This window comes from Bilifractor sp. LCP21S3_A7 (genome assembly GCF_052118825.1).
Taxonomy (GTDB): Bacteria; Bacillota; Clostridia; order Lachnospirales; family Lachnospiraceae; genus Bilifractor.
In genome coordinates, this window is the sequence record NZ_JBQKGL010000008.1 from 72,013 (window position 1) to 86,988 (window position 14,976).

The following is a 14,976-nucleotide window of genomic DNA, read 5'->3' on the forward strand; positions in this document are numbered from 1 at the left end:
TCAACGATTGTGAACAATTTAATTTCAAAAAACAGGAAAGAGACCTATGTTATTCAGGCTCCGATATACCTGCACGCCGCCAGTGCCGCGACCGCTCCATCCGCCGCAGCGGTTGTCAGCTGCCGGACTGTCTTGGTACGGCAGTCTCCTGCAGTGAAGATGCCGGGAGTTCTTGTAGCGCAGTCTTCTCCGGCTTCGATGTAGCCGGCCGGAGCAAGGTCTACTTCATCCGCAAATGCCTTGTTGTCCGGCACCTGACCGATCGCGACAAACAGACCGCTTACCGGAAGCTCCCTCTTCTCTCCGGAAATCTTGTCTGTCACCTCGACCGCGGTGAGCTTATCGCTTCCGATCAGCCCGGTCACATTACTGTTCAGGACAAATTCTACATTGTTCTTCTGCTTCAGCTTCTCCACATCCGCCGCGTCGCCCCGGAACTGATCTCTTCTGTGAATCAGATAAACCCTGTTGCAGATATCTGCCAGATACAGGGCATCTTCAAGCGCCGTATTGCCTCCGCCGTTCACAGCGACATCCTGTCCCTTGAAAAACGAGCCATCACAGGTGGCGCAGTAGGAAACTCCCTTTCCGGTCAGTTCCTCTTCTCTGTCAATTCCAAGTGTGCGGTTTTTCGCTCCGGTTGCCAGAATCACCGCCTTGCAGTGATATTCTCTCTTTCTGGTCTCCACAATCTTCCCGCCGTTATCCTCCCGGATGCCGAGAGCTCTTTCGTAGCGGAATCTCGCCCCGAGATCGATCGCCTGCTGATAAAGGCCCGTCGCAAAATCATACCCGCTGACATGCGCAAGTCCCGGATAGTTCTCAATGTCCGGTGTGTTCACAATCTGTCCGCCGTATGCCTTCGCCTCCAGCACAATTACCTGCTTTCCGGCGCGCACCGCATAGATCGCAGCGGTCAGCCCGGCGGTCCCGCCTCCGATGATTACAATATCTGTTGTGACCTGTTTCTTTTCTTCTGTCATATCAAATAGCCCGCCTTTCTGTATATTTTTGCATATGTCTGTCTTCATCTGCCAAGCTTCTCATATTGCACATGATCTGTTACTGCGCATGACCTGTTATTGCGCATGACCTGTTATTGTGCATGACCTGTTATTGCGCATGACTTGTACAGAATTAATATTTGTTCCTTTGCCAGAATTCATGCCGTAATTGCATCCCAGATTTACTTCTTATCCTTGTTAATGAATTCTTTCTGTAATCTCATAAGAAGACAGCAGAAATGAAATTATATTGTGTACAATTAATTATGAGATCATCATACTAACCCTGCCAGCATTTGTCAAGCACCCGTTTTTCCCCCTTTGCCATCGATTGCATAAGTCCAGTCGCACAGATATGAGATGGGGTACAAAAAAGCGGGAATCCTTCGCTTCTTGTCCGGAGTCCCGCTTCCATAATAAATTTTGAAACATAAATCTGATTTAATACAACCGGCTTTTCACGGTTTTATCACACGGGGACCCCTGAGGCGCAATCGTTTGCTCTTTCTGAAAATCACCAATAACGACGATACGCCAATCACTCCTGCACAGATGATACCCATTACTAAATAAAGCCAGACAGGTATCCCATACACCTGTTGTTCTTCTGACCGATACGAGTTACCCGCCATGTCGGTCAGTACAATCTGCACTTTATGTTTCCGAAGTCCGGTCAATCTGACGGTTCCCTGATAGTTCGTCGCATCCGGAATGTCCGATATCTCCTGCTGCAGCTTTCCGTCCACGAGAACCCTGATATTCTTCAGGCGAATCGCATCAAATGCCTGATATCGGAGAATATTTTCTGCATGGACCTTCATCGACCGTTCCGTTAGCCGGATAAAATTCACCTCTGGATTCGTGGAATCCACTCGGAATAAGATCGGCTTCTGATAATAATCCATGCTGTCCGGCTTATTTCCTGCTTCATCTGCGGAAGAAACCGATACCTGATAGATCCCGTCCTTCTCAAAATTCTTGCGGCTGATGATGTAATCATAGCGATACCATCCCTTACGATCTTCCTGCTCACGGTCTTCCTGCTTATCATCTTCACCACTATGCACTTCATATAACACCTGCTCCAGTGGTTCTCCATCCCTGATTATCTCAACCTTCAGTGATTTTGCGACGAGTCTGTCCGGATTATATTCGGAAATAACCAGATCCCTTTCTACACTCCGGACGTAAGAATCCTGAAGATCCTTGCAGCTCTGACTGTAAACATAGACGGAGCCAAAGCGATTCACCTTAAATGGAATATCCCGGGAAGCGGTATTTCCCTCTTCATCCTCATAAGTCACAGCCATTCTATAATATCCATCATTATCCGGAATTTCCTGCAGGATCTTGCCGGTATCTTCTCTGGAAAGAATTTCCATCTCCCATGGTTCTTCCGTTGACCGATTCCCTGCCCCCGCAGCTTCCGTTGTTCCCGACACGCGGTTTGGCACAATCTCCCGGGTCACCAGAATCTCATTCTCCTGGCCGCCCGCATTCCCTGTGACTGTTCCGTTCTCTCTGATCAATTGTATCTTGACTTTCACCGGCTTCGCCGCCTCAAATGCAGCTCCTTCCAGCCTGAGAACCATCTTGTTCTTTCCTTCGCTGTCCTTATTCTCACTGATTCCTATTCTGGCCGAATCCAGCATGCTCTCCAATTTCTCTGTATTCATAACCTGCTGTATCTTCTTCTGTTCTTCAGTCCCGACCTCTGTTTCTTCCACCTTTACTGCCGTGGTCTGTTCCTCTGTCTCACCTGACTTTTCTTCCTTTTTATCTGTATTTATCTGTTCATAGATTTCCGGTACCGTAACTTCCGGCTGTTCCTCAGCTGGCTTATCTTTCTGCTCTGCACCCCGCTCCTTCGTCTGTTCCGCTGCCGGCTTCTCTTTCTGCTCAGCTGTCGGCGGCTCCTTCTGCTTCGCTGTCAGCTGCTCCCCTGTCGAAGATTCTCTCTCCTTTCGTTTCAGCTCCTCCTGACTGCGGACACTCTGAATCATATTATCCTTTTCTTTTGATTTTTCCGGATCTGCTCTGTTCATCTCTCCAGTTTCCGGTTTGGTGCTTGTTAACTCACTGATCTTCGATTCATCACTTTTTGACTCTGTGATCTGTGGTTCGTTTTTTCCCGATTCTGTGATATTTGATTCTATGATATTTGATTCTATGATATTTGATTCTGTGATACTTGATTCCGCTCTGTTTCCAACCGGTCTGTCTTCCTTTGCTTCTTCCGGCTTTTTGTCACTATCTCCTTCTTCCAGACTTTGTGAAGGCAGTTCTGATTTCGTTTTTTTTTCTTTCCTATCCGGATCGTTTTTCTCTATCTCTACATCTTCTTCTGCAGCATGATCGATATTCTGATCTGCATCTTCGTCTTTTGTGTCCGTATCTTTTTTCTGTTCTTCTACATCCTCTGCCGCAGCATGATTCATCTCCTGGTCCTCGGTGTCTTCTGTTCCATTGTTTTCTCCAACATCATTTCTGTTCTCCGCTTTCTCTATGCTCACTTTCTTTTCTGAATCTGCAGAAGGCTGCTTTTCCAGGCCCTCTTCGCTTACTTTCTTTTCTAAATCTGCAGAAGAAGGCTTTTCCAAGTCCTTTTCGCTAACTTTCTTTTTTGAATCTGCGAAAGGCTGCTTTTCCAGGTCCTCTTCGCTCATTTTCTTTTCTGAATCTGCAGAAGAAGGTTTTTCCAGGTCCTTCTCCCTCTTTTCGTTTTCCGATGAAAAATCTTCTTCCATCATGGGCGGGGACTCCTGAACCGGGTTCTCGCCTGTTTCCGTATTCATGGTTTCTTCCTGAATTGAATCCATACTTGTCTTCGTATTTATGACTTCTTCTGGATTTGAGTTCTCCACAAAACTGATGCTGTCTGTTTCTTCTTTTACACTATCTTCTGCCGCCTCCACAGTTGTTTCTGTGTCTGTCTGCAGCCCCGAACCGTTCATGATCAAAGCGCCCGCCAATAGCAATAACACAAGCTTTTGTTTCATCTGCCTTCACCTGCCTTCCATCTTCCAACTATAACTAAGCGCGGCTGTCTCGCTCTCACTCCCCGGATCAACCCTGAGCGCCACTGTCTCGGTTTCGCTCTCTGCATCTGCCCCGAGGGCCACTGTCTCGGTTTCGCTCTCTGCATCTGCCCCGAGGGCTTCCGTCACATTGTCTCCAGTGCTATCGAAAACCTGACCCACTACTTTTTCTTCTACTCCTCTGTCAGATACCAGATCCGCTGTATTTTCTTCCTCCCTGCACGGAGATGCTTCTTCCGCATCATCAATGTCCTGATATTTCTCTTTGGCAAAGAGCTTCCTTCGTCTTTCCTTTCCCGGATGCACCTGCCCCATAACCGCATTTTCCTCGCGGTCTGTCCGGATCTGCTGCCAGATCCGGAAACGGATTCCCAGAAAAACTGTAAATGCAATTCCCGCCCCGGAAAAAACAAACAGGATCTCCGAAATCAGGTATAATTGCTGCGTACCTGCTCTCATACTTTCCTCCCCTTTGTATAAGATGCGAATCCGTCACTCTTTTCCGTTTTGTTCCTGTTTTTCCTGCTCCACTTCTCTCGCTTTTCTCGCTCTCCTCTGCTCTTCACGCTCTGCTTCTCCCGCTCTCCTCTGCTCTTCCTGCTCTGCTTTTCTTCTCTGTTCGGTATTTTCCCAGGTTCTGTCCAGATTCTCATGATATTCAGAAAAACACGCCAGGAGTTTCTCCTGCAGCTGAACGGATTTCTGCTGCGTTACGGGCAGTGCGCGGACTTTTTCCATCAATTGGTCCAGGAGATCCAGAACCTCCTCCCTTTTGATTCCGCAGGACGCCATTCCTTTCCGGTAAGCATTGATCAGATTTCCGAATTCCTCATACATGATCATCCGAACATAGTCGGCATCCTCTGTCTGGTAATCCTCAAGCTGAAGAATATTCATTCTGACCGACTCCAGCAGCTTCTGGTAATCTTCCAGAGAAGGCTCCCGAACACTGGTATTGTCAAACGCGAATCGTATACAGAAGGTACAGAACGACGAATAATATCCGGCTCTGGCAGAAACCTCCCTGTTCTCCTTTTCTTCCGCAGCGTCCCGGAAAAACGGCTGTGCCTTCAGCACTCTGTTGCGAAAGGAATCATCCCCGCCGGAGTATAAATACAAATACAGAATTCCTGCCTCTAAGGACAGTTTCTGATAAGCTCCCGCCTTGCTGTTCTTTTTCAAGGCCGCCTGGTTGGTACTCCACGCTTCCAGAAAAATCCGGCTTTCCGCCTCACCGAAGACGCCTTTCTCGCGATATACCTCTAACAGCTTCTGATAGGCCCGGACATCTCCTCCATCTATCTCAATCGCATCCAGGTAACTTCTGATCCTGTCCTCCGCAGGCAGAGCCTGTGAGATACTGATCCTTCTCTCATAATTTCTCTCGTTCAGCTGTACAGCAGCTACATTGCAGGTCAGACCGCCCAGGCAGCATCCGGCAGCCATGACCGCTGAAAGATAAAATAAAGCAGTCCGTCTTTTCTGTTTTCTGCGCACACTGGAAATTGTTCGCTCCGGATGCCTGAGATCAAAGATCAGTGCGCGGCAGTCCGGATACCGCTGATCCGGTGCAAAAGCCAGACAGCGGTTTAGTATGGTTTCTGTGCTTTCCGAAATCTCCGGACGGATCTTCCGGATCGGATGGTATTGGTATTGATAGGGATCTTTTCCCGGAGATATTCCGGTCAGAAGTTCAAAGATGGTAATTCCAAGAGAATAAATGTCCGAGCGGGGATCTGTCTGCGCATGGCCGTACTGCTCCGGAGCGGCATATCCATTCGTTCCGAGCGCAATTGTATCTGTCTGATTCTTGTATTTATATTCCCTCGCAATCCCGAAATCGATAAGTTTGAGAAATCCCTCCGGTGTCTGCATGATATTGCCGGGCTTCATATCCCGATAGATAATCGGAGGATTCTGACGATGTAAATATTCCAGCACCTCAGCCAGCTGAAGAAACCAGTTCATGACCTGGTCTTCCGGAAAGAATTTCTGCCGTTTCAGCAGACGGTCCAGCGATTCCCCGGTCACATAGTCCAGAACAATGCAGACCGACTCATCCCTGTCAATAATGTCCACAATTCTCGGCAGTGCAGGGTGATCAAGTTTTTTCATCATTTCTGCTTCCGCCAGGAGTGAGCTCACCGCCACCTTGTGTTCACCGTCCTGCCCGTCTTTCCGGATTTCCTTCACAGCCCAGCTCTTATGGAGTCTGACATCCATCGCCAGATACACTCTGGCCATCCCGCCTCTTCCGATTTCCTTCAGGATCTCATAACGTCCGTCCAGAATCTGTCCTGTAAACATTCTGCGCCCCTTCACACATCTCATATGCCGCGTCAAGCAGCATATGCAGGTTCTCAGCCGCCTCTCCTGCGTAAATCCTGCCATGCTCTCTGCAGAAATCTGCATTGTCTCCCATCCAGCATCCGGCAGAGTTGTCCAGGATCTCGGCCATTCTCTTAATCAGATCCTGCATCTCAAGCGTATAGTGCTCCACCGTCCGGAGACGTCCTGCCCTTTCGTCTGGAAAAATCATTTTTCATACCCCTCCCTGAAAAACTCTTCGCAAAAACTCACGTGATGCCAAGGTCAAAAGAAAGCCGTGTTTATCGCAATTCATCCCTTCACCTATAGTGATGAGGGACTTCTTGCTCACGACATGTTAAACTGCCTGAGACATATGCTGCAGCATTCCGTACAGCAGTACCTTCATGCGCACCGTGTTGCGGCGCAGCTCAGCAAGCTCCTCCTCCATACGAAGAGAACAGGAAACCACATCTTCTTCGTCAGATGGGTACATCGCTTCCAGAGATCGGATTTCTTCCCTCAACTTTTTCATACAATTTTCTGTCTGCTCAAATAGCAACAACAACTCTTTCATAACATCCCCCTCTCTTTGCATTCCTGCGCCTGTCTGCCTGTGCAGATGCACACGTGCGAATTTTGTCCATGATCTGATTTACCGCTGATCATGTGCGGTTCCGTGCAAGCGCGCGTGCTTCACTTTTTTCTCCTGCCAAAATAAATCCGATAATATCTCATATTTATATAGTCAGGTATTACGAGTTCCACTTCACGTTAGAAATCACGTACTGCCAGTTCCATTTCGTGGGATCACATCCGCCAGAACAGCTGATGTCAAAAAGAATAAGAAAAAAGAATGCTTCCCGTGTACTTCGGGAATTACTTTAAGTATAGCATGCTGCGCCCCGTTGAAAAGTATCTCTGAATGACCAAATCATACAAAGATCTCACCGATTCCTTGTGCAAAAAGCTGTCGCAAATTCTAATTTCAAATATGAAAAAGCCGCTATTGATTCTAAATCCAGCAATCGAATAATCAATGTTTCACTCAGACAGACGCATTGGTTGCTATTTTTTTACTGGAAGGATATAATACAAGATCACGGAAATATGTAATAAAGAAAGGCAGAAAATGAGTATACAGACAGTTACTCCCGCAGAACTTGAGACCTGGGCTGCGGAAGATTATATAATCATTGACGTGCGTGACGAAAGTGCATACCAGCTTGGCAATATTCCGGGCTCTGTGCGCATTTCCAGACAGGACCTCCTGAACGGCAGCTTTCAGCTGCCGAAGAACAAAAAACTGGTCCTCTATTGTATGTTCGGCGTACTGAGCAGGGACCCCGCCGAGAAGCTTCTGGCCGAAGGCTATGACGCCTACCATCTGGACGGCGGCTACGGAAACTGGCTTGTGCGCATCATGAAGTCCGAATCCGGGAATGAACAGCGCCGCACTGAGATTGAGAAAAGTCTCCGTAAGCGCTTCAAGCATGACATTATGGGCCGCTTCGTCAAAGCAATCATCGACTATGACCTCATCCGCCCGAACGACAAGATCGCGGTCTGCATCTCAGGCGGCAAGGACTCCATGCTCATGGCGATGCTTTTCAAGGAGCTGAAGAGGCGGAACAAGATTCCCTTTGAAGTGGTATATCTGTGCATGGACCCGGGCTACAGCGAGACGACGCTCGGCATGATTCAGGGAAACGCCGGTCTTCTCGGGATTCCTCTCACCATGTTCCAGACCCGGATCTTTGACGCGGTTGATAATATTCCGAAATCGCCCTGTTACATCTGCGCCAGAATGCGCCGGGGCTATCTGTACCGACAGGCAAAGGATCTCGGCTGCAATAAGATTGCGCTCGGACATCATTACGACGATGTAATCGAAACAACCCTGATGAGTATTCTCTACAGCGGTCAGACACAGACCATGATGCCCAAGCTTCACAGCACAAATTTCGAGGGAATGGAGCTGATTCGTCCTCTTTATCTGATCCGTGAAGATGACATCAAGGCATGGAGAGACGCGAACGGTCTCCAGTTCATCCGGTGCGCCTGCCATTTCACCGACACCTGCTCTGTTGACGGACACGGCGGCACCGGATCAAAGCGGCTCGAAGCCAAGCGGCTGATTGCCCAGCTCAAGAAAACGACTCCTTCCGTAGAGGGCAATATCTTCCGCAGCATGGAAAACATCTGTATGAACGCGGTGCTGGGCTACAAGGATCACGAGGGAAAACGTCACAGTTTCCTGGATACCTACGATATGACGGAGCTTCCGGAGATGCCCGGCGCAGAGTCATCTTCCGCTGCAGAAGCCGCCCCTCGCGGAAAGCAGAAGAACTCTCCGTTCTGACATTCATCTATCTGTCTCCACGCAGAAATGTTCTGCGCCCGGCAGATAAGCACATATACGCACGGTCAGCCATCTGTCTCCGCACTCCATGCGGAATTGTTCTGCGCCCGGCAGATAAGCACACATACGCACGGTCAGCTATCTGTCTCCGCACTCCATGCGAAATTGTTCCGCGCCCGGCACTTGATCGAACATGTGCCCCGCCCCCAACGAGATAAAACACGCTGCGCGAGTATTATCTCGCTATCGCGACGCTCGCCGCACACGAATACTTCGCATTCGGCTGCGTCTCACTGTTCGCGTAAAAAAACAGCAGCCACATGGAAAATTTCCTTCCATGCAGCTGCTGTTTTTCTCACAGATCTATTTGCCCTGTAAAAACCGTCTCGGCAGGACCGGTCATGTAGACGCGGTTCTCCTTCTGATCCCATTCGATGGTCAGATCTCCGCCCCGGAGCTTCACGGTAACCGGGACATCATCCCTTACCTTTTTGTTCAGGATCGACGCGACCGCCGCTGCGCACGACCCGGTACCGCAGGCCAGCGTCTCACCGGAGCCTCTCTCCCACACGCGCATCTGTATCGTGTCATCGCTGAGAACCCGGATAAATTCAGTGTTCACCTGCTCGGGGAAGATTGCGTTTTTCTCAAACTTCGGACCGATCTCCTCGATTTTCAGATGATCCACGTCATCCATGAACACCACCGCGTGCGGATTTCCCATAGATACCGCCGTAAAGCGATACTCCTTTCCGTCAATCACAATCGGTTCATCAATTGCCCTCTCCTTGTCCGAAAGCACAGGAACCTTCGCCGCTGTCAGTTCCGCCGGTCCCATATTGACGCGCACCGTCTTCGTCTTTCCATTCTCCACTGTCAGATCCAGAATCTTGATGCCGCTCTGGGTATCAATCTTCATTCTCGTCTTCGGTACGATTCCATTGTCGTATACATATTTCGCCACACATCGGATTCCGTTTCCGCACATCTTAGCCCTGGAGCCGTCCGCATTGTAGATATCCATTTCACAGTCCGCCTTCTCTGAAGGTTTGATCAGAATCAGACCATCTGATCCGATCCCGAAATGGCGGTCACTCACCCGGATGGCAACCTCCGACGGATTTTCCACCTCTTCCTCAAAACAGTTCACATACACATAATCATTGCCGCACCCGTGCATTTTTGTGAATTTCATGCCTTCATCTCCTTCCGCGTCCGTTTCCCTTTTTATTCTCTGAGTTGCTTCCGCGTCCGTTCATCCTTTATTCTCTAAGTTCCTTCCGCGTCTGTTCACCCTCTATTCTCCGGGCTCCCTCCGCGTCCGCTTACTTTTCATTTTCCTTCCCGTTCTGATTCTCCCGGATCCGGAAGTAAATCTGCTTCTGTCCGTTCACGTCCTTCCGCTCCTCCCATTCATAGGAGCCCAGCGACTTGATAAAAGCCGTGAATTTGTTGTATCCGAAGTTCCGCACATCAAATTCCGGCATCCGTCTGGACAGCTGATCGCCAAGTTTTCCGGAAAAAATCCAGTTGTCCTCGTCCGAGAATTTCTCGATGATCGTATTGAGCGCATTGCGGACACGGCTGAGGTCCTTCTGCCGCTTCTTCTCCAGCTCCCGTTCTTCCTTTGTCTTCGTCTTTCTGACCGTTTTCTTCTTTGCAGCCGCCTTTGCCGACTTTCGCGCCGCCAGAGATTTCTCCGCAGCTGCGGCAGCCTCTGCCTCCGCCTCAGACTCCGCTTCTGCCTCGGCATCCGCCGCCTCCTGCTGCTTCTGCTCGTAGAGCATATCCAGATACTTGAACTGGTTGCAGGCGGTGATGAACGGCATCGGTGTCTTAGTCTCGCCCATCCCGATCACCTGCTTCCCGGCCTCCCGCAGTCTCGCCACCAGCCGGGTAAAATCGCTGTCCGAAGAGACAATCACAAATCCATCAACGGTATTGGAGTACAGGATATCCATGGCATCGATGATCATCGCCGAATCCGTCGAATTCTTTCCTGTCGTGTAGCTGTACTGCTGGATCGGGATGATGGAATTATTCAGCAGGACCTGCTTCCAGGAATTCATCCGCTGACTTGTCCAGTCACCGTAGATTCTCTTATAGGTCGCAATTCCGTTATTGGAAGTCTCCTCCAAAATAATCTTGATGTACTTCTCCGACACATTGTCCGCGTCAATCAGAACAGCGAACTTCAACTCATTATCCATATTTTTTCCTTTTAATATAAAAAAATCACTCTTAAATTTTCATAGAAATCGCATAAAATAAAAAGACAGAATCAGTATAACATTCTGTGCCCGATTCCGCAAACGATCCGAAAAGTCACAGGTTTCGATCCGGAAAGTCACAGGTTTCGATTGTTCTTGTCCGGTTCTGCTGATCACTTCTCCCGTCCGGGTTTGCGAATACGGGTAACAGAAAAATCACAAGAAAAACATAGGAAAAAGCAAAAGGGAAAGCCTTACAAGGAGGTATTTTGAATGAACAGACACGCTATCGCCTTACAAATCAGACCGGAAAAATTTAACGACTTCCGTTCCGGACTCGGAAGAGTCTGGAACCGTCTCACCCGACTAATGGATGACCTGGAAATCAGCAATTTCAGTCTCTGGAACATCGAGGATCTCGTCTTTGGCTATTATGAAACTGATGCCCTTTCTCCGACTCCTTCCGAACATCAGAAAGCGGAATTCCGCTCCCTGGAAGCCGAAGTGGGAGATTCCTACAGGTGGATCTCCGGACCGGATCAGGAGATGCGCCTGATGTACCATGACTTCGGAATCGTCCGCCCGAATAAGGAGCTGATCCGCCACCGGGTATTTGTGACAAAGCTCAAGGGCGATTTTCAGGAGGAGTACAAGAGACGCCACGACGGTCTGATCGCCGCCCGCCATGGCAAGGTGGATCCCGGTCCGGACAGCAACTTCTCCATCTGGAATGCGGAGGACTACATCTTTGGCTATGATGAAATCGACACCACCATGGAAACCGCAGAGACAGAAGAAGGCCGGCAGGCCACAATTCAATGGGAGACAAAGATGCTCGAAATCATGAGCTGGTACACCGACGATGTGGACTGGATCACGGGAGAACATCACCCGCACATCGTACGGATCGGCTGTCACAACTGAACTTTTTCCGGGACTTACACCCTTCCGCTGACTTGCGCATACGCACATAACAGAAAGGATTATTGAATACTGGAGAAAAGTCCGCATGCTCTCCCGCTGCCTTGCGGCTGCTTCTTGAAAGGTACTGTCAGGCATACAGATCCTTCTCAAAGCTTCCGGGACCGAGTCAAAAAACATCGTTCTTTCGACAAAAACTCACCAGCAGTGGAATTTATCATGCTAATGCATTAAACTATGTATTGATCTTTCCCTCTTGAAATGTCATAATCAATAAGAATTAATAAACAGCAGGTGACACCATAATTCATGGTTGTTTGCCTGCTGTATCACATATGCATTCCGGAATTATGCAAAATGAATACGATAAATACAATGGAAAAGAGGATGATGTCATGTCAAAGTGGGAGAATAATGTACGCAGAGTAGTCCCCTATGTAGCCGGTGAGCAGCCGAAGAACCAGCCGGATATGGTGAAACTGAACACAAACGAGAATCCTTACCCGCCGTCGCCAAAGGTCGCCGAGGCTTTGCGAAAAATCTCCATCGACGACATGCGTCTGTATCCCGACCCGGCGGCGACAGACCTTGTAAACGCTATCGCAGAACAGTATCAGGTAAAGCCCTCCCAGGTTTTCGTCGGTGTTGGCTCGGATGATGTGCTCGCGATGGCCTTTCAGACATTTTTTAATTCTGACAAGCCGATCCTGTTCCCGGACATCACCTATTCCTTCTACGATGTCTGGGCAGACTGCTTCCGCATCCCCTACAGGCAGATCCCGCTGGATGAAAATTTTGCGATCAATCCGGCGGATTACGCGCAGGAAAACGGCGGAATTGTCTTCCCGAACCCGAATGCCCCGACCGGTCTTGCTCTCTCCCTCGATGTAATTGAGGAGATTCTCAGGTCGAATCCCGACGTAGTCGTAATCGTCGATGAAGCCTACGTCGATTTCGGAGCGGAATCTGCTCTTTCCCTTCTCGGCCGTTATGAAAATCTGCTCGTTGTGCAGACCTTCTCCAAGTCCCGCGCACTCGCCGGCATGCGCATCGGCTACGCGATCGGAAACGAGAAACTCATCAGCTACCTGCAGGATGTAAAATACTCCTTCAACTCCTATACGATGAACCGCACCTCTATCGCTCTGGGCGTCGCAGCTATGGAAGACGAGGCATATCATCAGCAGATTGTACAGAAAATAGTGGAAACAAGAGAATGGTCCAAAGAGGAACTGAAAAAGCGCGGTTTCCACTTTGCAGATTCCTCCTCGAACTTTATTTTTGCAAGACATGAAACAATCCCCGCAAAGGAATTGTTCGAAGCACTTCGCGAAAAGCATATCTATGTAAGATACTTCAATAAGCCCAGAATTGACAACTATCTCCGCATCACCATCGGAACCCGCGGGCAGATGCAGAAGCTGTTTGATTTTCTTGACCGGTATATCACTGCGAAATCGGTCTGACACACTTAACCGGCACACAGTGACAGATCTGCCTGCTGCTCTTAACCGGTACACAGTGAAAGATCTGCTGCATCTGCCTGCTGCTCTTAACCGGTACACAGCGGCAGAATAATCTCTCTGATGCTCCCGACGGACACGCTTCCGTCAGGAGCATTTTTTCCACGTCTTCGGATAGAACATGATCAGGACCGGAAGAAGCTCCAGTCGCCCTGCCAGCATATCAAAGATCAGAATAATCTTCGAGAAACAGCTGTATCGCGAAAAGTTCCCGGTCGGTCCGACCACGGAGAATCCCGGACCGATATTATTCAACGTCGCAGCGACAGCTGACATGTTCGTCTCAAAATCAAAACCGTCGACCGAGATCAGCAGGATCGACAGCCCGAAAATCAGAAAATAGGTTGTAAGAAAGATGTACAGAGACCGGAGTGTCCTGCTTCCCACCGGCGCGCCGTCCATGCGTACCTTTTTCACACTTCTCGGATGAACCAGCTGATACAGCTCAAGGAACATGGATTTCACCGCGACAATGAGACGGCTGACCTTGATTCCGCCTCCGGTACTTCCGGCGCAGGCTCCACAGATCATCAGAAGGAACAGAATCGTCTTCGAGAACGACGGCCATTTGTCAAAATCCGCCGTCGCGAATCCTGTGGTCGTGATAATCGTCGCGACCTGGAAAAACGCATGCTTCAGCGCAATCCACACAGAAGAATAAAGATGCGCGATGTTGATCGTGATCGCTGCTCCTGACGCAAGAATAATCGCAAAATATCCCCTCACCTCTTCCATATTCACCGCATCCTTCGGGTGGCGAATCAGCATCAGATAATAAAAGGTGAAGTTCACGCCGAACGCCAGCATCGCAATCGTCAGAATCCACTGCTGCAGGGAGGTGTAATCCGCGCAGCTCGAATTCAAAATCGCGAATCCTCCGGTACCGGCTGCTCCGAATGACAGACACACTGCATCGAACCAGTGCATCCGGGCGATCAGCAGGGCGGCAATTGTGCCAAGCGTCATGAAAAGATAGATCCGGTACAGCGTCCTCGCGTTATTTCGCACCTGCGGAACAAATTTCGAAACCTCATAACCGGGACTCTCCGCCTTCATGAGGTTCATGTGCGAACCTCCGCGGCTTGGAATAAGCATCAGCAGAAATACAAGGACTCCCATACCGCCGATCCAGTGCGTAAAGCTGCGCCAGAACAGCGATGCATGGCAGAGTGCCTCAACATCTGTCAGAATAGAGGAACCGGTAGTCGTAAACCCGGAGACCGTCTCAAATACCGCATCGACATACCCCGGTATCTCACCGGTCAGCACAAAGGGAAGGCCGCCGTACGCACTGATCAGAAGCCAGGAAAGCCCGACCGATACATAGCCCTCCCTGGTATAGATCTGCATGTTCTTCGGCTTCCGTCTCGAGAAAATCTCACCAACAGCAATGGCGATTCCGGCCAGCATCAGGTAGATTATTCCCTGCTGTTCCTGGTAAATCACAGAGATAACAAAGGGTGCGAGGAGCAGAAAGCCCTCGATCTTCAATACCCACGAAAGCACCCATCCAATTACAGGATAATTCATTTCTATATCCGCCTCATTTATTCACAGGATTACACATTTTTCAGACACCCGCAATGCATTCTCTCGTAACAAATACACCCC

Annotated in this window: 12 protein-coding genes; 3 read left to right on the forward strand and 9 right to left on the reverse strand. The window is 49.4% G+C overall.

The genetic code is table 11. The features are described 5' to 3' along the window. Positions 1 to 53: 53 nt before the first annotated feature. From ACTQ1O_RS08810 to ACTQ1O_RS08835, 6 genes are all read right to left on the reverse strand, one after another. The gene (locus tag ACTQ1O_RS08810) at positions 54 to 983 is read right to left on the reverse strand and encodes an NAD(P)/FAD-dependent oxidoreductase (RefSeq protein WP_441474314.1); all 930 of its coding nucleotides are present in this window, start codon (positions 981 to 983) and stop codon (positions 54 to 56) included. Positions 984 to 1,462: 479 nt separating this feature from the next. After that, positions 1,463 to 4,003: a hypothetical protein gene (locus ACTQ1O_RS08815; protein ID WP_441486963.1), complete on the reverse strand. Its 2,541-nt coding sequence runs from the start codon at positions 4,001 to 4,003 to the stop codon at positions 1,463 to 1,465. A gap of 6 nt (positions 4,004 to 4,009) precedes the next feature. Continuing rightward, positions 4,010 to 4,501 (reverse strand): hypothetical protein, encoded by a 492-nt coding sequence (locus ACTQ1O_RS08820; RefSeq protein ID WP_441486964.1) that lies wholly within the window; start codon positions 4,499 to 4,501, stop codon positions 4,010 to 4,012. A 33-nt stretch (positions 4,502 to 4,534) separates the two neighbouring features. Beyond that, entirely contained in the window at positions 4,535 to 6,349 is a 1,815-nt protein-coding gene (locus tag ACTQ1O_RS08825; protein ID WP_441486965.1) for a protein kinase domain-containing protein, read from the reverse strand. After that, positions 6,315 to 6,581: a hypothetical protein gene (locus ACTQ1O_RS08830; RefSeq protein ID WP_441486966.1), complete on the reverse strand. Its 267-nt coding sequence runs from the start codon at positions 6,579 to 6,581 to the stop codon at positions 6,315 to 6,317. The genes ACTQ1O_RS08825 and ACTQ1O_RS08830 overlap by 35 nt, the downstream gene beginning before the upstream one ends. 126 nt (positions 6,582 to 6,707) lie before the next feature. Further along, complete coding sequence (locus ACTQ1O_RS08835) at positions 6,708 to 6,884, reverse strand: hypothetical protein (protein ID WP_441474220.1); 177 nt, start codon at positions 6,882 to 6,884, stop codon at positions 6,708 to 6,710. A 597-nt stretch (positions 6,885 to 7,481) separates the two neighbouring features. On the opposite strand from ACTQ1O_RS08835, the gene ACTQ1O_RS08840 reads away from it, so the two are divergent. Beyond that, positions 7,482 to 8,711 carry an ATP-binding protein gene (locus tag ACTQ1O_RS08840; RefSeq protein WP_441486967.1) on the forward strand — a complete coding sequence of 410 codons (1,230 nt, stop codon included), beginning with the start codon at positions 7,482 to 7,484 and terminating at the stop codon, positions 8,709 to 8,711. Positions 8,712 to 9,066: 355 nt separating this feature from the next. Here the strand turns inward: ACTQ1O_RS08840 and dapF are convergent, their stop codons facing one another. Together dapF and ACTQ1O_RS08850 are read right to left on the reverse strand one after the other, a co-directional pair. Further along, a complete protein-coding gene (dapF, locus tag ACTQ1O_RS08845) occupies positions 9,067 to 9,906 on the reverse strand; it encodes a diaminopimelate epimerase (RefSeq protein WP_441486968.1) in 840 nt (279 codons plus the stop codon). Positions 9,907 to 10,036: 130 nt separating this feature from the next. Beyond that, positions 10,037 to 10,921 carry an NYN domain-containing protein gene (locus tag ACTQ1O_RS08850; protein WP_441099734.1) on the reverse strand — a complete coding sequence of 295 codons (885 nt, stop codon included), beginning with the start codon at positions 10,919 to 10,921 and terminating at the stop codon, positions 10,037 to 10,039. 273 nt (positions 10,922 to 11,194) lie between these two features. Here ACTQ1O_RS08850 and ACTQ1O_RS08855 point away from each other — a divergent pair, with 273 nt between their 5' ends. After that, positions 11,195 to 11,845 (forward strand): L-rhamnose mutarotase, encoded by a 651-nt coding sequence (locus ACTQ1O_RS08855; protein ID WP_441486969.1) that lies wholly within the window; start codon positions 11,195 to 11,197, stop codon positions 11,843 to 11,845. A 392-nt stretch (positions 11,846 to 12,237) separates the two neighbouring features. After that, positions 12,238 to 13,308, forward strand: a complete 1,071-nt coding sequence (gene hisC / locus ACTQ1O_RS08860; RefSeq protein WP_441486970.1) for a histidinol-phosphate transaminase — start codon at positions 12,238 to 12,240, stop codon at positions 13,306 to 13,308. 144 nt (positions 13,309 to 13,452) lie between these two features. Here the strand turns inward: hisC and ACTQ1O_RS08865 are convergent, their stop codons facing one another. Further along, positions 13,453 to 14,895, reverse strand: a complete 1,443-nt coding sequence (locus ACTQ1O_RS08865) for a TrkH family potassium uptake protein (RefSeq protein ID WP_441486971.1) — start codon at positions 14,893 to 14,895, stop codon at positions 13,453 to 13,455. Positions 14,896 to 14,976: the final 81 nt, after the last annotated feature.

Excerpts from the sequence above, each read along its gene's own strand:
- ACTQ1O_RS08810 (WP_441474314.1), bottom strand. The coding sequence starts at position 983 with ATGACAGAAGAAAAGAAACAGGTCACAACAGATATTGTAATCATCGGA.
- ACTQ1O_RS08815 (WP_441486963.1), bottom strand. The coding sequence starts at position 4,003 with ATGAAACAAAAGCTTGTGTTATTGCTATTGGCGGGCGCTTTGATCATG.
- ACTQ1O_RS08820 (WP_441486964.1), bottom strand. The coding sequence starts at position 4,501 with ATGAGAGCAGGTACGCAGCAATTATACCTGATTTCGGAGATCCTGTTT.
- ACTQ1O_RS08825 (WP_441486965.1), bottom strand. The coding sequence starts at position 6,349 with ATGTTTACAGGACAGATTCTGGACGGACGTTATGAGATCCTGAAGGAA.
- ACTQ1O_RS08830 (WP_441486966.1), bottom strand. The coding sequence starts at position 6,581 with ATGATTTTTCCAGACGAAAGGGCAGGACGTCTCCGGACGGTGGAGCAC.
- ACTQ1O_RS08835 (WP_441474220.1), bottom strand. The coding sequence starts at position 6,884 with ATGAAAAAGTTGAGGGAAGAAATCCGATCTCTGGAAGCGATGTACCCA.
- ACTQ1O_RS08840 (WP_441486967.1), top strand. The coding sequence starts at position 7,482 with ATGAGTATACAGACAGTTACTCCCGCAGAACTTGAGACCTGGGCTGCG.
- dapF (WP_441486968.1), bottom strand. The coding sequence starts at position 9,906 with ATGAAATTCACAAAAATGCACGGGTGCGGCAATGATTATGTGTATGTG.
- ACTQ1O_RS08850 (WP_441099734.1), bottom strand. The coding sequence starts at position 10,921 with ATGGATAATGAGTTGAAGTTCGCTGTTCTGATTGACGCGGACAATGTG.
- ACTQ1O_RS08855 (WP_441486969.1), top strand. The coding sequence starts at position 11,195 with ATGAACAGACACGCTATCGCCTTACAAATCAGACCGGAAAAATTTAAC.
- hisC (WP_441486970.1), top strand. The coding sequence starts at position 12,238 with ATGTCAAAGTGGGAGAATAATGTACGCAGAGTAGTCCCCTATGTAGCC.
- ACTQ1O_RS08865 (WP_441486971.1), bottom strand. The coding sequence starts at position 14,895 with ATGAATTATCCTGTAATTGGATGGGTGCTTTCGTGGGTATTGAAGATC.